Source organism: Leucobacter insecticola, assembly GCF_011382965.1.
GTDB classification, from domain to species: Bacteria; Actinomycetota; Actinomycetes; order Actinomycetales; family Microbacteriaceae; genus Leucobacter; species Leucobacter insecticola.
Genome location: NZ_CP049934.1, coordinates 668,687 through 688,341, shown reverse-complemented (window position 1 = coordinate 688,341; position 19,655 = coordinate 668,687). Strand labels below are relative to the sequence as shown.

Annotated in this window: 17 protein-coding genes and 2 pseudogenes; 9 read left to right on the top strand and 10 right to left on the bottom strand. The window is 63.3% G+C overall.

The window, feature by feature from the left end; translation table 11 throughout:
* Positions 1-4 precede the first annotated feature (4 nt).
* Positions 5-376, top strand: coding sequence for a type II toxin-antitoxin system VapC family toxin (locus tag G7067_RS03250; protein WP_166321943.1), 372 nt, complete (start codon positions 5-7; stop codon positions 374-376).
* A gap of 82 nt (positions 377-458) precedes the next feature.
* On the opposite strand, the gene G7067_RS03245 is transcribed toward G7067_RS03250, so the two are convergent.
* Entirely contained in the window at positions 459-2,465 is a 2,007-nt protein-coding gene (locus tag G7067_RS03245) for a bifunctional copper resistance protein CopD/cytochrome c oxidase assembly protein (RefSeq protein WP_166321941.1), read from the bottom strand.
* 109 nt (positions 2,466-2,574) lie between these two features.
* Here G7067_RS03245 and G7067_RS03240 point away from each other — a divergent pair.
* From G7067_RS03240 to G7067_RS14635, 3 genes and pseudogenes are all read left to right on the top strand, one after another.
* Positions 2,575-3,754: pseudogene (locus tag G7067_RS03240) on the top strand (trans-sulfuration enzyme family protein).
* Between the two features lie 302 nt (positions 3,755-4,056).
* Positions 4,057-5,250, top strand: a complete 1,194-nt coding sequence (locus G7067_RS03235) for an IS30 family transposase (protein WP_425280702.1) — start codon at positions 4,057-4,059, stop codon at positions 5,248-5,250.
* Between the two features lie 45 nt (positions 5,251-5,295).
* A complete protein-coding gene (locus G7067_RS14635) occupies positions 5,296-5,634 on the top strand; it encodes an SH3 domain-containing protein (protein ID WP_166321939.1) in 339 nt (112 codons plus the stop codon).
* 130 nt (positions 5,635-5,764) lie between these two features.
* Here G7067_RS14635 and G7067_RS03225 read toward each other — a convergent pair whose 3' ends face one another.
* From G7067_RS03225 to G7067_RS14815, 8 genes and pseudogenes are all read right to left on the bottom strand, one after another.
* The gene (locus tag G7067_RS03225) at positions 5,765-6,043 is read right to left on the bottom strand and encodes an HU family DNA-binding protein (protein ID WP_166321937.1); all 279 of its coding nucleotides are present in this window, start codon (positions 6,041-6,043) and stop codon (positions 5,765-5,767) included.
* A 294-nt stretch (positions 6,044-6,337) separates the two neighbouring features.
* Positions 6,338-6,643: a 30S ribosomal protein S14 gene (rpsN, locus tag G7067_RS03220; RefSeq protein ID WP_166321935.1), complete on the bottom strand. Its 306-nt coding sequence runs from the start codon at positions 6,641-6,643 to the stop codon at positions 6,338-6,340.
* A gap of 2 nt (positions 6,644-6,645) precedes the next feature.
* Complete coding sequence (gene rpmG, locus G7067_RS03215; protein WP_046454849.1) at positions 6,646-6,813, bottom strand: 50S ribosomal protein L33; 168 nt, start codon at positions 6,811-6,813, stop codon at positions 6,646-6,648.
* Positions 6,813-7,049, bottom strand: a complete 237-nt coding sequence (gene rpmB, locus G7067_RS03210) for a 50S ribosomal protein L28 (RefSeq protein WP_166321933.1) — start codon at positions 7,047-7,049, stop codon at positions 6,813-6,815. The genes rpmG and rpmB overlap by 1 nt, the downstream gene beginning before the upstream one ends.
* Before the next feature lie 190 nt (positions 7,050-7,239).
* Positions 7,240-9,495 (bottom strand): leucine-rich repeat domain-containing protein, encoded by a 2,256-nt coding sequence (locus G7067_RS03205; RefSeq protein ID WP_166321931.1) that lies wholly within the window; start codon positions 9,493-9,495, stop codon positions 7,240-7,242.
* 214 nt (positions 9,496-9,709) lie between these two features.
* Positions 9,710-11,089 (bottom strand): ABC transporter permease, encoded by a 1,380-nt coding sequence (locus G7067_RS03200; protein WP_166321930.1) that lies wholly within the window; start codon positions 11,087-11,089, stop codon positions 9,710-9,712.
* On the bottom strand, positions 11,086-11,370 hold the full coding sequence (locus G7067_RS14820; protein WP_341872893.1) for a hypothetical protein: 285 nt from the start codon (positions 11,368-11,370) through the stop codon (positions 11,086-11,088). Before G7067_RS14820 ends, G7067_RS03200 begins: the two co-directional genes overlap by 4 nt.
* A gap of 3 nt (positions 11,371-11,373) precedes the next feature.
* Positions 11,374-11,831 (bottom strand): annotated as a pseudogene (locus tag G7067_RS14815) (ABC transporter ATP-binding protein); the annotation flags it as partial.
* A 188-nt stretch (positions 11,832-12,019) separates the two neighbouring features.
* On the opposite strand from G7067_RS14815, the gene G7067_RS03190 reads away from it, so the two are divergent.
* Positions 12,020-13,279: a sensor histidine kinase gene (locus G7067_RS03190; protein ID WP_166321929.1), complete on the top strand. Its 1,260-nt coding sequence runs from the start codon at positions 12,020-12,022 to the stop codon at positions 13,277-13,279.
* On the top strand, positions 13,276-13,959 hold the full coding sequence (locus G7067_RS03185; RefSeq protein WP_166321928.1) for a response regulator: 684 nt from the start codon (positions 13,276-13,278) through the stop codon (positions 13,957-13,959). The genes G7067_RS03190 and G7067_RS03185 overlap by 4 nt, the downstream gene beginning before the upstream one ends.
* Positions 13,960-14,000: 41 nt before the next feature.
* On the opposite strand, the gene G7067_RS03180 is transcribed toward G7067_RS03185, so the two are convergent.
* Positions 14,001-14,438, bottom strand: a complete 438-nt coding sequence (locus tag G7067_RS03180; RefSeq protein WP_166321927.1) for a MarR family winged helix-turn-helix transcriptional regulator — start codon at positions 14,436-14,438, stop codon at positions 14,001-14,003.
* A 62-nt stretch (positions 14,439-14,500) separates the two neighbouring features.
* Here G7067_RS03180 and G7067_RS03175 point away from each other — a divergent pair, with 62 nt between their 5' ends.
* From G7067_RS03175 to G7067_RS03165, 3 genes are all read left to right on the top strand, one after another.
* Entirely contained in the window at positions 14,501-14,869 is a 369-nt protein-coding gene (locus tag G7067_RS03175) for a VOC family protein (protein WP_166321926.1), read from the top strand.
* Positions 14,870-14,943: 74 nt separating this feature from the next.
* Positions 14,944-15,747: an SGNH/GDSL hydrolase family protein gene (locus G7067_RS03170; RefSeq protein ID WP_244301221.1), complete on the top strand. Its 804-nt coding sequence runs from the start codon at positions 14,944-14,946 to the stop codon at positions 15,745-15,747.
* A gap of 235 nt (positions 15,748-15,982) precedes the next feature.
* Positions 15,983-19,570, top strand: a complete 3,588-nt coding sequence (locus G7067_RS03165; protein ID WP_166321925.1) for an efflux RND transporter permease subunit — start codon at positions 15,983-15,985, stop codon at positions 19,568-19,570.
* Positions 19,571-19,655 lie beyond the last annotated feature (85 nt).

The window sequence follows — 19,655 nt, the reverse complement described above, 5'->3', positions numbered from 1 at the left end:
CTCGGTGCGACTGCTTCTCGACACTCATGTTCTGCTGTGGTGGCTCGCTGATAGTCCCAGACTGCTCCCCAAGCATCGTGAAATCATCTCAGATGGGGCGAATGATGTCCTCGTCTCAAGCGTGTCTGTTGCGGAGATCTCGATTCAGGCATCGCTCGGAAAACTAGACGCGCCCTCAAACACGGTCGAAGCGATCGAGCAGAGCGGCTTTCGGCTCCTCCCTCTCGAAGCGTCTCACGCGGAGGAACTCCGGTCCCTCCCCTGGCATCATCGGGACCCTTTTGACCGCATGCTCATCGCGCAGGCGCGCGTCGAACAACTGACCCTGATAACGCGCGACCACGAGTTTGCGCAATACGACGTCAAACAAGCGTAATGACGTGAAGCTACGACCGGCTCAGTCGCCGCGCATCTGCTCCACAACCCGCCGGCGGCAGTAGCCTCCGTACGAAAAGCGCTCAGCCGCTATGCGTCTTCTCAGCGGTCCGCCGATCCCGCGCCGCCTGCTTCTCCAACATCTCGTTGTATGCCATCAGTTCGGCTTCGCCCGAGCGGTCCGCTGCGCGATCCTTACGCTTTTGCACCTTCGTGTCATTGCGCGACCACTGCACAGCGACAATAAGCGCGAGCGCGAGCGTCGGTAGCTCGCCGATGCCCCAGGCAATTCCGCCGCCGAGCGTCTGATCTTCCAACGGCGTCGCCCCCCAGGTACGGCCCATCGCCCCGAACCAATCGGCGAGCATCAGCGAATCACCCGTCATCATAGTGACACCAAAAAACGCGTGTGACGCCATCGTCGCAAACAGCGTGATGAGTCGCAGCGGAAAGGGGAACCGATAGGGCACGGGATCGATCCCGATCATCGACAGCGCAAAGAGATATCCGCCGATCAAGAAGTGAATGATCATCCACTGATGCCCAAGGTGCTCAGACATTGCCCAGCGGAAAATCGGACTGAAGTAGAACACCCACAGCGAGCCGACAAAGACCACGGCGGCAACAGCGGGATGGGTGATGAACTTCGAATATGGCGTCTGCACCAACCACAGCACCCACTCGCGCCCGCCCCACGAGCCATCATTGCGCTTCTCGGTAGCGCGCAGCAGCAGCGTGATGGGTGCACCCAGCACCAGCGCGATCGGAATGACCATCGTCAGCATCATGTGGCCGAGCATGTGCACGCTAAACAGGTACTGCTCGTACAGGTTGAAAGGCCCGTTGGTGGTGTAGAACAGCATCAGCAGGCCGAAGACCCAGGCAATGGATCGCGCGATCGGCCACTTGTCGCCACGATGGGCGAGCCGGATCACCGCGGCGACATACATTGCCAAACCAAAGACACACACGAGCAGCCAGGCAAGATCAAACTTCCAACCGGTGACATAGCTGAGCGGCGTGAGCTCCGGCGGTAGCGGATCTCCCGTGAGCCACTCTGCGGGAGAGATGCCGCTCGCTTGGTCCCTCGCCGGTTCGAGCGCAACCGGGGTTGCGGTGCGTCCGAGCGCCCCGGCGATCCCGCTCGCGACCCCCATCACCGCAAGCTCCGCGATCACAAACCACGCGAAGACGCGGCCACCCTTGACCGAATCCGAGATCCGCGGTATCAAGCGCGTGCGCTGCACCGCCCCGAAGATACCCAACGCCACAAGCGCAGCCGTTTTCAAGATGACCAAACGGCCGTAGCCGGTTCCAAGGAGCGCATCGAGGTCGCCGACGCGCAGCCACGCACTCACAGCCCCGGAGGCAGCCACCCCGATAAAGGCGAACAACGCGAGCGTGGAGTAGCGTGCGGTGATCACGGCGAGTCGCTTGCGGTCCACCAGCTTTGCCACAAACACAAGGGTGACCAGGCCACCCAGCCAGACCGACGCACCTATCAGGTGCACCAAGAGCGAGTTGACGGCCTGCGCGTGCCCCGAAGCGCCGGCGGCGTGGCCCTGCTGCGCCAACGGGATCGTTGTCGCCATCGCCGCGAACAGCACGAGGAGCGTGAGGCGTCGATCCCGCACAGCAAACGCGAGCACAGTCGTCACGGCCGCAAGCAGCAGCTCAATCAGCCACAGCCTGCCGAGTTCAATCTCGGTGACGAACTGCGCAAGCCCGGCACCAAATCTGGCATCACCAGAAAACGGTTGCCCCGAAATATCGACGTAGGTGAAGAGGAGCGTCGCTGCGCTCGCAACCGCCAGCACGGCGGCGGATCCCGCGGCGATATCCAAGGCGATACGTGACTCGGGCTTGTCGCTCGCAAACACCCAGACGGCCATGACGAGGGAGCCGATGAGTCCCGCCATTGCAACATTAACAAGGGTGCGGGAGATCGGGATCCCAAATCGCACCACGGTGCCCGGATCGAGCAGGGTCCGCTCGGCGGCGGCTCCACCGATGCCGAGACCGACAATTAGAGCCGCGAGGGTTACCGCGACGAGAACGGCCGGGGCGACAACACGCAGAAAACGAGGCACCCCATAAGCCTACGGCCTCGACCGGGTGGGCCTGCAATCTTCAGGGTCAATTGCGCCATTGCGGGCTTGCTTTCCACTCCAGCCAGGAGGGAGGCTGAATAATGGGTCCATGGCTGAATTTCCTTGGACTCTCGACACACTCGCCGTACACGCCGGACGGGAGGACCTTGCCGCACTCGGTTTGCACGCCCTCCCCATCGACCTCTCCACGACAAACCCGCTGCCCGATATCGCCGTCGGCGGCGACTCATATGAGGCTCTGGCCACCGGTGGCAGGCCCTGGCGAATGGCAGCGCGGTCTACGCGCGCCTGTGGAACCCGACCGTTGCCCGCTTCGAATCCGGCCTCGCGGCGCTCGAACACGCTGAGGCGTCCGTGGCGTTTGCGTCGGGCATGGCCGCGCTCACCGCTGTACTCCTCGCCCTCACCGCAAAATCGGGCAAACGCCACATTGTCGGAGTGCACCCCCTCTACGGCGGGACGGTGCAGATCCTCGAGAGTGGCATCCTGGGCACGGAGGTGACATTTTGTTCACCCGATGAGGTCGCCTCCGCCTGCCGCCCCGACACCAGCCTCGTCATCATGGAGAGCCCCGCGAACCCGACGCTCGAACTCGTGAGCATCTCAAGTGTCGCAGCCCAGGCGGGCGATGTGCCGGTGCTCGTCGACAACACCTTCGCGACGCCGGTCCTGCAGACACCCCTCGACCACGGCGCCGCGCTGTCAATGCACAGCGCGACCAAGTATCTGGGCGGCCACGGCGATGTGATCGGTGGCGTGATCGCATGCTCAGAGGAGTACGCGGAGAAGCTGCGCGCGATCCGCGTCGCGACCGGCGCGATCCTCCACCCGCTCGCGGCCTACCTGCTTCACCGTGGCCTGCCGACGCTCCCTCTACGTGTGCGCGCGCAGCAGGAAACTGCCGGCCGCGTCGCGGCGTGGCTGAGCCAACACCCGGCTGTCGCCCAGGTGTTCTACCCCGGCATGAACGCTGACCCCCACGGCGTCCTGGGCACGCAGATGGCCGGCCCGGGGCGATGCTTGCCGTGCAACTCGTGGGAGGTTACGACGCGGCCGTTGCACTCACCTCAAATGTGACCGTGTTCACCCACGCAGTGTCTCTTGGAGGCATTGACTCCCTCATCGAAAGCCCAGCCGCACTCACACACCGGCCCGTGAAGGGCGACGCAAAACCCGACACCGGGATCGTGCGCATGTCGATCGGTCTCGAGAGTGCTGAGGATCTCATCGCCGACCTCGCGCAGGGACTGGGTGAGGTCGCGTCCTAAACGACAACACCCCCTGATGCTTCTCGGCAGATTCCAGTGGTCGTCGCAACACCTGACATTTTTCAGGAGAAGCGATGGCCACTGGACGGACCCCTTGGCAGAGATACACGACGGAACAAAAGGCCGAGTTCTTCGCGCTGTTTGAAGAACTTCAAGACAACTCTGAAACAGCAAGACGCTTAGGGTTTAACAAGAACGCGACCTACCGGTGGTTACAGCAGGAAGGGTTGCAAGCGAAAGGAATGCGCGGCCCGGGCTACCACCCCGGACGCGCACGCTATTTCGAACTTCGCGAAAGCGGGATCTCTCGAAGAGAAGCTGCCGCAGCAGTGGGTGTGCATTTTCGTACGGCTGGCGATTGGGACCGTGGCACTCGCCACTTCCAGAACCGGCGCTACTTTGCGGATGGCAGGATCGTGGACTACACCACTGGTATGACTACCTACGCTGACCAGACGGTCATGGTTGATCGCCCCAGGTATGAAAAGCTCCAACAAGACCTTCACCCTCGCCTGGTTTCTCTCGAAGAGCGGGAACGAATCGCTGACCTTTCACGTGCCGGGTGCTCGATCCGGCAGATCGCACAAGATCTGGGCCGCGCACCCTCGACGGTGAGCCGAGAACTCCGTAGAAACCGGTCACAACACGGCCCGTATCACCCGTATGCGGCACACCGGAAAGCCGCGAAGCGCAGGCCGCGACCGAAGTCCAGGAAACTCGTGGCTTGTGGTCCTTTGCGCGCGTATGTGCAAGAGAAGCTTTCTGAGTTCTGGTCACCGGAACAGATCAGTCGTACGCTACGGGTGGACTATCCGACGGATCTAGGGATGCGCGTGGCAACTGAAACGATCTACCAGACACTCTATGTTCAAGGGCGAGGTCAGTTGCGTCGTGAGATCGCTGCGGCTCTTCGTAATGGGAAAGCCCGCCGAACACCCAGGAGGCAGACGCAGAAGCGGCAGCAGAGATTTACTGACCCCATGGTGATGATCTCTGAACGGCCTCCAGAAGTTGCAGATCGTGCGGTCCCAGGTCACTGGGAAGGTGACCTGATCATTGGGAGAGAAGGCGGAAGCCAGATCGGGACTCTCGTTGAACGCTCAACCAGGTACGTAATGCTGGTCCATCTCCCTGGCTCCCGTGACGCGGCAACGACGCGAGAAGCGCTCACGAAAACGATGAGTCACCTCCCGGCACATCTGCGGCGCTCATTGACATGGGATCAAGGAGGCGAGATGGCGGAGCACAAACGATTCTCTATTGCGACTGACATACCCGTGTTCTCTTGCGACCCCGCTTCTCCCTGGCAGCGCGGATCAAACGAGAACACCAACCGGCTCCTGAGACAGTATTTCCCGAAAGGCACGGACCTCTCCCGCCACAGCCCCGAAGAGCTTGCCCGAGTGGCCCAACAGCTCAACACCAGGCCCCGTAAAACGCTGGGCTGGGACACCCCAGCTCAGCGGCTCAACAAGCTTCTCCAATCAACCTTGTAGCCTTCGAAGAACCTTGTGGATCGCATCGTGTGTCAGAATGCCGCCATGCGATACATCGTTACAGCGGATCATGAGATCCCGACCAGAGCACCGTTGAAGATAGCACCCGGCGAAGAAGTATCGATTGGTGACCGGGACACAGAATGGCCGGCCTTCGTGTTCGTCACTGCCCCTACTGGGACCGGCTGGGTGCCCGCACGCCATATTAACGAACGAGGGTCCACGGGAACCGTTCTGGTTGCATATGACACCACTGAGCTTCCTGTTTCTGCTGGAGAAATGGTCGAGGCGCTTTCAAACGATCCCGAAAGCGGGTGGGCATGGTGTCGAAACCAGTCTGGCCGGGAAGGGTGGGTGCCTCACCGTGTTCTGCGAGCCATGTAGCGAAGTAGAAAGCGCCCCCGCTCACCGATTTGGTGAGCGGGGGCGCTTCTGTAATGCTCGGAGTTCTACCGTGTTGCGACGACCACTGGAATCCGCCCTCGCATCAGGGGGTGTTGTTTGAGGAAGTCAGTTACTTCACAGCAGCCTTGAGCTTGCTGCCAACCGAAACCTTCACGCGCTTGCCAGCGGGAATGTCGATGCTCTCGCCGGTACGCGGGTTGCGGCCGGTGCGTGCAGCGGTGGTTGCGGTCTCAAAGGAGATCCACCCCGGGATCGAAACCTTTTCACCAGCGGCGACGGTCTCAGATACAGCGGCGAACAGGCCGTCGATAACGCTTGAAACTGCAGCCTGGCTCTGGCCGGTCTCTGCAGCGATCTTAGCGACGAGCTCAGTCTTGTTGAGTGCCATGTTGTTTCCTTCCAGGGCAACGAAGCTAGGTTCCGAGCCCCTGATCTATTTCAGGTATCCCTCCGGTTTGGAGGGTCCGATCGGGTGATCGGTACGAATCTATCGCACAGCGGCGTATTTCTGCGGATTTTCGTGTCGTTTCGTGTCGTTTCAGTGTGAAAACCCAAAAAATAGGTGTGGCCGCAGACCCTTTTCGGATCTGCGGCCACACCTTAAGCCGGTTTCTGAGCTGTTACCAGCTCGGTTTTACGCTCGCGCGCAACCGTAATCGGCAGTACTTGACTGGTCGAACTGTTACCAGCTCGACTTTGTGATGCCTGGCAGCTCGCCACGGTGCGCCATGTCGCGGAAGCGAACACGGGAAACACCGAACTTCGAGAGCACACCACGGGGGCGGCCGTCGATGACGTCGCGGCTGCGCACGCGCACGGGAGACGCGTTGCGGGGCAGCTTCTGCAGGCCAACGCGTGCAGCCTCACGGCTCTCGTCGGTGCCCTTGGGGTCAACGAGTGCCTTCTTCAGCTCGAGACGCTTCGCAGCGTAGCGATCAACGATGGCCTGGCGCTGCTTGTTCTTCGCAATCATGCTCTTCTTAGCCATGTTTAGCGCTCCTCTCGGAATTCAACGTGCTTGCGAACGACCGGATCGTACTTCTTGAGCACGAGACGATCAGGGGTATTCCGACGGTTCTTGCGGGTCACATAGGTGAACCCGGTGCCGGCCGTCGAGCGGAGCTTGATGATCGGACGTACGTCCTTATCTTTAGCCATTAGAGCTTCACCCCACGCTTCTTCAGATCGGCGACCACGGACTCAATGCCGCGTGCGTCGATAACCTTGATGCCCTTGACCGACAGGGTCAGGGTCACCTTGCGGCCGAGTGAGGGCACAAAGTAGGTCTTCTTCTGGATATTCGGATCGAACCGACGCTTGGTGCGACGGTGCGAGTGTGAAATGTTGTGACCGAAACCGGGAACGGCTCCTGTCACCTGGCACACTGCTGCCATGGTTTTTCCTCTCATACCGTGAGACCGGACGGCCTCACCCAAGATTTCTTGTCTGCGGGAGCTATCGCGATTCAGCCGAAACTGATCCCGAACCACCCCTGCGGTCTATGCAATGGGACTTTGCACAGCCAAAGAGCAAGCTTAGACCAGGAAGCCGGGTCACACAAGTGGCCCGGCTTCCTGTCGCCCGTTACGCCCCTTGCGGCGAGCGCTTGCGGCGCCGCAGCATCGCACCCGCGCCGGCGGCAATTGCCAGAGTCGCAAGCCCCAGCGTCAGGAAGAGCGTGGGTCCGCCCGTGGTGCTCAGCCCGTCCTGAGCCTGACCTCCCGGCGCTCCCGCGTTGCCACCATCGGTAGAGCCACCAGGCCCCTGCGTTCCCGGCTTCGGGTCGGGCTGCTCAGCGGCTAGCCATACGGCGTGCAGGGTTGTCGTAGGCGACAGCAACTCAAACGCCGCGGCGCGGGAGGTGCGATCGGCAGATGCCGGGATCAATTCCTCAGAGCATTCCCCGCCTTCTGGCGCGACGGGGCACCATCCCTCGAAGGTAAAGCCGTCACGCTCAGCCGCGGGGAGATCCACTGCCCAGTGTTCATAGGGAAGTTCCGGGATCTCCGCCAGCACTCGCGGAGCGGCGAAAGTGTTCTCGGTGCTCGGATAGGCGAACGATTCTGCCTGTGCGTTGAACGCAGATCCGGGCTGGACATCGCTCAGTGTGCCGCCCTCAAGCCCCGTCAAGGCAAGCTTTCGGTACCCCACCAACTCGTGTTCCTCACCCGGCATGGACCAATCGGTCGCGGTATCTGCGCCGTCTTCTCCGTACCACAGCCAGGTGGCAGCCGCGGGCACGAAGGGATATTCATCCGGTACCGAGATCGCCGCCACCGGCGTCTCGGTTGAGCGGAACTCGACCACCTCAAGAGAAGTTGGTGACTGAAAAAATGCATAGCGATCGAAGCTGAGCGTATCCATTCCGCCCGGGAACGAGACGGTCTTCATCGGATTCTCGCCGAGCGTTACCGCCTGGTAGAAGGCGTTCGAGTCGAAGGTCGCGTTCTTCAGCCCCTCTGGGAAACTGACCGCAGCAAGCGAGTTGCTGCCGGCGATCGAGCTCTGTTGGAAACCTGACGTGTGAACGTGCAACGACTCGAGTCCCGCGGGAAACTCCAGCTCTCGCAGCGCATTGTCTCCGAAGGTGGCCTCCTGGTAAAAGCCACCGTAGTTGACCTCAAGTTGCTTCAGCCCCTCGGGGAAAACGACGGAAGCCAAGCTCGTTGAGCCGTTTCTTGCGTTCTGCTGAAACGCGTAGTTGCCAATAGTCAGATTATGAATTCCAAGGGGAAACTCCACCGAGGTGAGGGCAGTGGAGCCATTGCCCGATTTCTGCGAAAACGCTGAACCGGCGATCTCCAAAGAAGAAACTCGGTCTGGGAAGTCGATGCTCTTGAGCGAGGCCTCGCCGTCGCGAGAACTCTGTGCCAGCGCTCCGTAACCGATAGACAGGCTGTCGAGCCCGTCGGGGAATTCAATCGACTCGAGTCGGGTTGAGGCAGAGGAGACCAGGTAGAACGCACTGTTCCAGAGCTTCAACTGCTTCAGGCCTGACGGGAAACTGACCCGCGACAGAGCCGTTGCACCTTCCGGCGCGAATTGCGCAAAGGAATAGTAGCCGATCTCGAGGCTCTCCGATCCGGTCGGCAGAATCACCTCGGCCAGCCGAGCATCTCCCGCGCCAGCTTCGACAGACTGCTGGAACGCGGAGTCGTTGATCCTCAGCGAGGCCACGGTGCCCGGAAAATTCACCCGCTCGAGGGTGTTGGATCCGTTCGTTGCACGCTGCCGGAACGAGGCCGTTCCAAGCTCAAGCTTGAGCATGTCGGTCTGCGGAAACGTCAGCTCTGTGAGTGAGTTTGCACCGTTCAGATTCTCTTGCGAAAAAGCCCAGTCTCCCACCTTGAGCGTCGTCAGAGAGTTCGGAAACACCACCGACTCGAGATGATTCATGCCTGAGTCGGACTGCAGAAACGCGTAGCTTCCAATATTGAGCGTCTCAAGCCCCTCAGGGAATGACACCCCGGTGATCTGATTGTTGAGTTCACCGGCGACATTACGGCTGAACGCTTCCGCGCCGATCTCGAGCGAACGGACCGGGCCGGGATTCGTGAACGACACGCTCGTCAGATCGTTCACACACGACCTGGCCGCGTCACTCGCCACCACGACGCTGTCGGTCAGGCCGCCCGCGACAGCGGTGAGGTCAACCACCAGCTGCCCACTTGCACCGTGGGACACACCGGGCGCTGTCGCCCCCGGACACAGCTGTTCCGATCCGAGCGTGAAGCTTGCGGCTCTCGATTCGACAGCCTCGGCCGAAGCCACGCCAAACGGAAGTACAGCAAAAGCCAGCCCAAGAACCGCTACTTTGCCGACAAAGAATTTCTGAAACACACAACCCCCCAATAGGCGACTCTCAATAAGTCGTCAAATGATTCTATCACGCAACCAATCATCACCCCGACATAAGAGCTATACGGGGCATAGGAAGAGCATTGATCAGGGGGAGCGTTCAGAGGCCGCGGGGCCACCGCTCGGCGCGCCGAAAGGCTGTGCCCACGTCCGGCTCGGGATCGTGGGCACAGCCTCACACAGGGGCTCGGCGCCGCTACTCGTAGCGCAGCGACTCCACCGGATCCGCCTTCGCCGCGCGCACCGCGGGGAGCGTGCCCGCGAGGAACGCGATCCCCATCACCAGCACAATCACCGTGATGATCGACGCCGGATCGAAGGCGATGAGCGTCAGTCCCGAGAGATCGGCAAGCAGGGTCGTCGCGAGTGAGGCGCTGACGCCGATCCCGACCACCATCGCGACAAGCGCCCCCAGCGCGCTCCCCAAGAACCCCAGGAACGCAGCCTCAAGGCTGAACAGGGAGAACACCCGCCCACTACCCATTCCCATCGCTTTCATGAGACCGATCTCGCGCGTGCGTTCCTGCACCGACATGTAGAGCGTATTGACGATGCCGAACGCGGCCGCGAGGAGCGCGATGATAGCGAAGGCGTTGAGCACCAACACGATGCCGTCGGTCACCGCGGTGACGGTGCCGAGCTGATCCTTGAGGGTGGTCCCGGTGTACCCTGCGTCGCCGAGCCGAGACTTCAGCGCGTCAATTTCTGCGGGAGTCGCTGCGGGATCAAACCATACGGTCGCTGATGCGTACCGATCAGCCTGCTCCGGGGTCAGCCCGGTCTGTTGCGCCGTGAAGAGCGCGTCGCTGAGCGCGTCATTGACGAGCAGGCTCGGACCCGTCGGGGATACGAGCGGATCCTCCGCCACCCCGACGACCGTGGCCTCGAGGACGTGTTGTGTGCGTTCGGCATCGGTGATCGCGAGAACGACCGGCTGCCCGAGGGCCGCGTCGTCGTTCGCAAAGCCGAGCGCGTCAACATAGTCAACGGGCAACGCGAGTTGCAGCGTGCTCGCAGTTCCGGGGGCGTCAGCATCGTCGGTGCGCACGGCACCCGGCTCGACGCCGGCCGCCATCACCACCGTCTGCCCCGGAATCAGGCTGCCGACGGATGCAACGTACTTGGTAGCCTCGGTGTCCACCTGAATGTAGTCAAGCGAGATGGTTCGATTAGCCTCGACCTTGCGCACACCGCCAATCTCGGCGAGGGCGTCGATATCTGCGGAGTCCAGCGCGCTGACGGTGCCCGCGCTCGGGGCTCCGGGAGCACTGGGCGTTCCGGCCCCCGCGGCCCCACCAGCCGAGATCGCATTCGGGTCGTATTCTCTCGGGCCGGAGCTGCCCGCGCCCGGCAGGCCGACGCCGGGATCATCGCCACTCTTCGAAACGGTCATGGCGTCAGCCGCCCCGGCACCGCTGACCGTATCGGTGATGTAGTTGTTGACGCCGGTGCCAAGCCCGCTCGTCAGCGTGAGAGTAAAGGCGCCGGTGAAGATCGCGAGGATAGTGAGGATCGCGCGCGCCTTCGAGCGAAAGGTGTTCGCCGCCGCGCTTCTGATGATGTCGAGGGTGTTCATGCGAGTGTCTCTGCTTCCTGGATCTGGGCTTCCTGGGATTCGTGCGCGGGAGTTGCGGCGTGCGCGTCTTCGACGATCGCGCCGTCGCGAATGGTGATGCGGCGATCGCAGCGCGCGGCAAGCTCAGGATCGTGGGTGACCACGATGAGGGTGATACCGTGATCCCGATTCAACCCGAACAGGATGTCCTCAACGATCGCACCCGTCGCGGAATCGAGGTTCCCGGTCGGCTCATCAGCGAAGATGATGCGCGGGTTGTTGACGAGCGCACGCGCAATCACCGCACGCTGTTTTTGGCCCCGGAGAGCGCAGAAGCCTTGTTCTTCGCTTTGCTGTCGAGTTCAAGCTGCCGCAGAGCTTCGAGACCGCGGCGCTTGCGTTCTTTGGGCCGCACACCAGCAATTTTCAGGGGCAGGATCACGTTCTCAAGCACGCTCGTGCTGCCGGTCAGAAAAAACTGCTGAAACACAAAGCCAAACGTCTTGTTGCGGACGGTGTTGAGTTTCGAACCGCGCAGGCCGGCAGTGTCGGTGCCTTCGAGGGTGAGTGTGCCGCTGTCTGGGGCGTCAAGCAGTGCGAGTAGGTGCATGAGCGTCGACTTGCCCGATCCGCTCTTGCCGATAATCGCGACGCTCTCGCCCTCGACGATATCAAAACTGACGCCTCTGAGCGCCTCGAAGCGGTTGCTGCCGCGGCCGTAGCCTTTGCGGAGATCCCTCACGGAGATTATCGGCGTGGTCATCACATTCCTTTGGGTCGGGGCGCGGTGTCCGTATTGGTGACTCATGCGCCTGGTGCATCTCAAGCCTGTCGGGTGGGCCGCGCCGCCACATCAGCCCATCGCGGTCAGCGCGATACCGCGGGCGCAGTATCTTCAGATGCTGCGGTGGGGTGATTCACCGTGTCGGTGGTCCGCGAGAGACTAGAGGTGTGAAGCCGCAAACCGTAGATCACCCACGCGCCCGCGTACCCCGCGTGGTGCCCGACGTGGTCCTCATCGCGCTGGTGCTCGCGGCGGCATTGTTCCCACCACCGGTCCCTGCGTTTCAGGCCGCCGGACCGATCGCGTTTGTCGCCGTGTTGCTGCCGGTCGTGGTGTTGCCACTGATGTGGAAGTGGCCGGTGCCGGTGCTCGCGGTGCTGCTCGCGCTATTCGGAGTTGCCGCGCTGACCGGCACCATCTCTCCAGGCATCGCACTCGCCGCTGCCGCAGCAACGTATCGGGCAGCCTCGATGCTGCCGCGTCGCCGCACCCTGTGGCTCGGCGGGGTCGCGGCGGCGGCGATTCTGGTGTTGAGCTTGCCGGTGGCGTGGGAGAACGTGTTCGATCCGCGTGCGCTGCAGTTTGCGCTGCTGGTCGCGTTTGCGGCGGCGGCGGGTGATGCGACCCGTTCGCGCCGCGAAGCGATCGCCGCGATGACGGCACGCGCGGAACGGGCCGAGCAGACACGAGAGGCGGAGGCACGCAGGCGGGTGAGCGAAGAACGCTTGCGGATCGCGCGCGACCTCCACGATGCCGTCGCACACCAGATCGCGGTTATCAGCCTGCAGGCCGGTGTTGCCTCTCAGGCACTCGATTCCGACACTGCGAAGGCGCGCACCTCACTTGCGACCATCCGCGAGGCGGCACGCACGGTGCTGGCCGAAATCGGCGACCTCATGAACATGCTCCGCGCGAGCGAGGACGAACCATCTAGCACCGCTGGTGCGCTCGCCGGCGCGGGCTACTCACCCGAAGCAGCCCGGGCGTCCGCGCCCCAGGCGGGCGTGGCCGAATTGCCGGAGCTTGTTGCGCAATTCCAGCGGAGCGGGCTGCGCGTGCGGCTCCATACCGACGCTGCCGCAGACACGGTGTCGGGTGCTACGTCTCGCGTCGCATTTCGAGTCGTGCAAGAAGCGCTGACGAATGCGCACAAGCACGGATCCGGCACGGCGCAGGTGCGCTGTGAAGTCGTGGCCCAGGAACTGGTGGTGACCGTTGCGAACCCGGTCAGGGCCTCGGGCCCCGATGCCGCTGCAGAAGGCTCGCTGGCTGACAATACACCCCCGGGTTCTGGCCTCGGACTACTGGGACTGCGTGAACGTGTGACGGCGGTTCGCGGCACCATTGAGGCGGGGCCAGCGCCGGGCGGCTGGCGCGTCAGCGCACGGCTGCCGATCCCGAATACGAACCCCCAGGAGACAGCGTGACGACCGTACTCGTGGTTGACGATCAGCCCCTGATTCGGCAGGCCGTGTGTGACCTGCTCGGGGGTGCTGCCGAACTTGAGGTCGTGGGCGAGGCCGCCAACGGGCGCGCGGCGGTGACGCTGGCCCGGCAACTGCGACCAGATATCGTGCTGATGGACATTCGCATGCCGGAGCTTGACGGCATCGCCGCCACCGCCGAGATCTGCGCCGACGAGCGCCTGACCGAAACCCGCGTGCTCATCCTGACCACCTTCGAGGAGGACGACTATCTCGTTGAGGCCTTGCGGGCAGGCGCGAGCGGCTTCATCGGCAAGGGCGCGGAGCCCGAGGCGCTCGTGGATGCCGTGCTCTCCGTGAGCCGCGGTGAGGCACTGCTGTCCCCGGTCGCCACCCGGCAGCTCATTGATCGCGTCGTCGGTGGTGCCGGAAGCGTCAGCGCGCCGCGCCCCCTCCCACCGCGGGGGCTAGAACTGCTCGCGACCCTGACCGAGCGGGAGCGCGAGATCGTGCTGCTGGTCGCAAAAGGTCTCTCAAACCAGGAGATTGCCGCGACACTGTTTATCTCGCCGCACACCGCAAAGACCCACGTCAACCGTGCGATGCTGAAGCTCGAGGCGCGGGATCGCGCCCAGCTCGTCATCTTTGCGTACGAGGTCGGCATGCTCGCTCCCGGCGAGTGAGCGGAAGGATCTCGGCGCTCGTAGTGTGCCTCAGACACCCGCTACCCGCGAAGCGCGGCGATGCACACTCCGAGATACTCGTGCAGGGTCTGGCGCTGATCTGAGTCCAGGCCGCTGACAAACTGTGCCTCGATTGCGCGCACTGCATCGCTCGCACGCACGAGGATCGCCTCGCCGCTCGGCGTCAGTGTGGTGGGGAGCACGCGTCCATTGTCAGGCGCGGCGGCCCGTTTCACGAGGCCGCGATCCGCGAGGCTCTGCAGCAACGTGTTCATGGTTTGCCGGGTCACAAACGCGCCGCGCGCGAGCTCAGAGTTTGAGGCACCCGGCGTGCGGCTCAGAAGCTCAAGACAGGTGTACTGCGGGGTGGTCAATTCAAAGCCTCGCAGAGCCTCGTCCATCCGCGAGCGCAGCAGAGTCTGCGCCTCTTTGAGGCGGTATCCGATGAGTGAGTCCAAGGAGGTCGCCGGGTTGTGCATGTAAGTATTCTGACATAGTGTTGATGATGTCAGTATACTGACATCATCAACGAGAGGACATCATGACAGTAACCGGACCAGACTTCATCGCACTCCAGGTGCGCGACCTCCAGCGTGCGGCAGACTTTTACGAGACGACACTGGGGCTGCGCAGGGAGACCGTCTCTCCTCCCGGCGCCGTCGCTTTTGCCACCGCGCCAATCCCCTTTGCCGTCAGAGAGCCGCTGCCCGGCACGAACCTCGACGCGACGCCCCGCCCAGGTCTGGGCGTCGCGCTCTGGATGCACTGCGACAACGCACAAGAGCTGCACGACGCGCTCGCATCAGCGGGAGTTGAGATCCTGCGTGCGCCAGCACCCGGCCCGTTTGGACTGCACTTCAGCTTCGCCGACCCGGACGGATATGCCATCACGATGCACGACCAGGCGTAGCGTCGGGCTCGAGAGGACCGGGATGATTCGCGCACCACTGACACATGGGGCGCGGTCAGGCGTAGGCTAGGCCCGTGGCAGAAGAACTCCCGTCAGCAGGCAGCGCAGCACGCGACACACCCATCAGATATGTCGCTATCGGCGACAGCTTCACCGAGGGCGTCGGTGATGAACAACCCGATGGCTCGGTGCGCGGCTGGGCCGATCTCGTTGCGCAGGGGATCGCCGACGCGACCGGTGAGCCGATCCAGTACGCGAACCTCGCGATCCGGGGAAGGCTCCTGCGGGCGATCATCGCCGAACAGCTCGAACCCGCGCTCGCGCTCGGTCCCACTCTCGTCAGCTTCAACGGCGGCGGGAACGACATGCTCCGCCCGGGAACCGACATGGCGTGGATCGTCCGCGAGACGGAGCGCACGCTCAGGCGGATCCGCGAGGCGGGAGCAGAACCCGTGCTTCTCGCTGGCGCAAACCCGACGGGCGGTCTGCCGAGCGGCGGCCGTGTCGCGCAGAAGGGCGATGCGCTGACGGCTGCCGCGGGCCACATCGCGAAGAAACTCGGGATCCGCTTCTCCGACAACTGGCACGATACCGAGCTCAGAGGCCGACAGTACTGGTCGCGGGACCGCCTACATCTCGCGCCGGTCGGGCACCACCGGGTCGCCTCAAACGTATTGCGGACACTGGGCTACCCCCATCCAGCGGACTGGGAAATCGAGGCGGCTTCGATCCCGAGCCCCACCCGCCGTGAACAGCTCGCCTACACCCGCGAGCACGTGCTGCCCTGGATCAATCGACGACTGACGGGTCGCTCGAGCGGCGACGGGCGCACGGCAAAACACCCCGAATTCATCTGGGTGCTGCCGCGGGAGTTATAGGCGAAAGGGCCGCAGAGGCCGCAGATATCATCCTCGGGGCGGAGCAACGTCGTACCTGGGTATGACGCTCTGGCGAGACGAATCCGCCAGAATTGAATGGGGAGAACGCGAGTCTGGCTTTGCAGACGACGCGCTATCAGTCGTTTCCGGGGCCTGCGCTCCTGGAATCTCGGCCGGACATCGACCCGACCGCTCTGCAGGCGCTGCCGTCTGCCTTCACCGCCCGAAAGGCACCATGACCTTCTTTACCCGCGCAAGCCTAAAGAACCGCCTGCTTGTAGGACTGATGACGCTCGCTATCGCCGTGCTCGGACTGTTCTCGATGAGTGCGCTGAAACAAGAGCTCATGCCGTCGATGCAAGTGCCCATGGCGTTTGTATCCGTGCAATCGCAGGGGCTCGCGCCCGAAGAGATGTCGCGCACCGTCACCGAACCGGTGGAGCAGGCGCTCGGCAGTATCCCCGCGATCACCTCAGTGACCTCAACTACCTCAAGCGGCATGTCGCAGATTATCGTCGAGTGGCCCTTCACCGAGAGTGAAGACGACACGCTCCGGGCGATCAAGTCGGCGGCCGACTCCCTGAAACCGAGCTTCCCCAGCGGCTCAGAGCTTGAGGTCTTCTCCGGCGGTTCAAACGACATGCCGGCGATGGTGCTGTCGGCGGGCAGCGACACCGATGCGATCGAATTTGGTGACGCCCTCGCGCAGACAGTGGTCCCGGCGATCCAGGGTGTCAGCGGCGTGAAGCAGGTAACGCTGTCCGGCCACGAAGAACAGCGCGTGACGATCGATCTCCGCCCCGCAGATATGACACGCCTCAAGGTCGCTCCAGAACAAATCGCCCCGGTGCTTGAAGCTCACGGCGTCGCACTGCCCGCTGGAGAAGCAGAGTCGGATCAGGGCAAACTTTCCATCACGGTCGGCACCGCGCTCACTTCTGTTGAAGAGATCGCCGCCCTCCCCATCGCCGTGGACAACGGTGTTGTGCGCGTCTCAGACTTTGCCGACGTCAACCTGGAAACGGTGCCGACGACCGAGATTTCCCGCGTCAACGGCAAGCCGGCACTGACGCTTCAGGTCATCCCGGCACCGGGCGCGAACGTGGTCGACATCTCGCACGCCGTCAACGCCGAGCTCGACCGGCTCGCCCCGGGACTGCACGCCGAGTTCGCCACGATCTTTGACCAGGCGCCTTTCATTGAGCAGTCGATCCACGATCTCTCCGTCGAGGGCGGGCTCGGCCTGTTGTTTGCGGTCCTCGTCATCCTCGCGTTCCTCGGTTCGTGGCGCTCGACGATCATCGCCGCCGTATCCATTCCGCTGTCGCTGCTGATCACGCTCATTGGGCTGTGGTGGAGCGGCAACACCCTCAACATTTTGACTCTCGGGGCGCTGACGATCGCGATCGGCCGCGTGGTCGACGACTCGATCGTGGTCATCGAGAACATTAGCCGTCGGCGCGGATCCGGCCCGCTGACCCCCAGCGGTGTGGTGGCGTCGGTGCGCCAGGTTGCCGGTGCGATCACCGCGTCAACACTGACCACCGTCGCCGTCTTCCTGCCGATCGCGTTCGTCTCGGGCATAGCGGGGCAGCTGTTTCGGCCCTTCGCCGTGACTGTGACAATTGCGCTGCTCGCGTCCCTCGCGGTCGCGCTGACGATCGTGCCGGTGCTCGCTTACTGGTTCATGCGCAAGCAGCGACACGGGGACACCTCGCCGGTTGCTGAGGATCCCGAGAGCGCTGAACTCGCCGAGGTGTCTGACCTCGACGAGATTCACGCGGCCCCCGACAGGCTGCAGCGCACAATCATGCCCGCGCTCAACGCAACTCGTCGTCACCCCGTCATCACACTGCTCGCCTCAGGGCTGATCCTGGTATCAACCCTCGTGATGAGCACGCAGATCCCAACCGACTTCCTCGGTTCATCCGGCAACGAGAGCATTTCTCTCACCCAGACACCCAAAGCCGACACCGAGGATCTTGTAGCCGCGGCGGAGCCCGTGGAATCCGCCCTCGGCAAAATCGACGGCGTGCGCGACGTGATGACGTCGATCCCGATGGGGACCGCCGGGGTACCAGCAACGATCAGCTACAGTCTGCAGCTCGATGACGGCGCCGACGTCGAAGTTGTCGGTGAGAAGGTCGACAAGGCGCTCGCGAAGCTCAAGGACACCGGCGATCTGCGGCGCGAAACGCAGGATGCGTTCGTGGGTGACGCCGGTGGCAGCGGAATTTCGCTGCAGATCCAGGGCAAGGATCCCGCCGCGCTGCGGGCCGCAAGCGAACTCCTTGAGAAGGAACTCGCAAAAGCCGACGGCGTGCAGTCCGTGAAGAGCGAGTTGGCCGGTGAGCAGCCCGTCGTGCGCGTGAAGCTCGACGAGGCAAAGGCCGCTACCCTCGGTTTCGATCGCGGCTCGATTGCCCGCGCGGTGCAGGAAGCGCTGCAGGGCAAGCAAGTTGGCCGGCTGATGCTGCTGGGTCAGGAACGCGATATCGTCGTGCGCACGCCAGGGGCAGAGCGCACCGCCGACAAGCTCGGCGAGATCCTGCTCCCGGTGACCCCGCAGCAAACGGCCGCCGCACAGAAAATCGCCCTCGATGCACTCGCGGACAAGGCCAAAGCGGAGGCGGAAGAGGCGCGGCTCAAGGGGAACGCCGAACTCACGAAGCAGCTGAACGAGGCCTCAGCGCAGCGTTCAGAGCTCGTGTCTCAGATCGGGGTCCTCAACCAGCAGCTTGCGATGCTCCGAAGCGCGCCGATCATTCCCGAGGAACCTCGTTCCCCAGAAGACGATGCGCTGCTGCGCGCGGAGCAGGAGCGCGCCGAGCAGATCGCCGCACTTGAGGGGGCACTCGCAAGCGCCCAGGGAGGCATCACCGGAATCGACGAGCAGCTCGCAATGCTGCGCAAGTCGCAGTCCGAGGCCGCAACCCAGCTTGCCGAGGCGCAAGAGGCTGAAGCGGCGCAGAAAGCGGCCACGGAAGTCACCGGGACCGCGATCGCCCTCGCAGATATTGCCACCGTGGAGGAGGAGCTGACCGCTCCCACGATCACACGCGCCGAGGGGCAGCGTCAGGTCACGCTCACGGTGAACCCCAAGAAGGGTCAGCTCGATGCGGCAAACGCCGCGGTCGAACGCGCCATCTCCACCGTCGATCTCCCCGCGGGTGTCAGCTTCGAACTCGGCGGCGTGAGCGCGCAGCAGGACGAAGCATTCACGCAGCTGGGGGCGGCGATGCTCGGCGCGATCATGCTCGTGCTGCTCGTGATGATCGCGACGTTCCGCAGCTTCCGCGGACCGCTCGTACTGCTGATCTCGATTCCGTTTGCCGCCACGGGTGCGATCCTGGGGCTCCTTCTCACCGGCACCCCGCTCGGTTTGCCCGCGCTCATCGGCCTCTTGATGCTGATCGGGATCGTGGTCACCAACGCGATCGTGCTGATGGACCTGGTCAATCGCCTGCGCGCCAGCGGAGCCTCCCTCAAGGAGGCGGTTGAGCACGGAACACGCCTCCGGTTGCGGCCGATCCTGATGACCGCCGCGGCGACCATTTTCGCGCTGATCCCGATGTCGCTCGGGCTGACCGGCGGAGGCGTTTTCATCTCGAAGCCACTCGCGATCGTGGTGATTGGCGGGCTCATCTCCTCGACGCTGCTGACGCTCGTCTTGGTGCCGATCCTCTATACCCTCATGGAGCGGCGACGGGAACGGAAGCTCGCCAAGCGCGAGACCAGACGGGAGCGGCGTGAGGAGCGGCGTGCGGAGCGTGATGAGGCGAGGGAGGCGCAGCGCGCCCTGAAGCAGGGCCTGACCGAATAGCGCGGGGTCGCTACAGCTCGTATGCACCCTCGGGGTGGCAATGAACGACCGCATGAAGTCTGCGGCGGCCACCACCGCGGGCTGT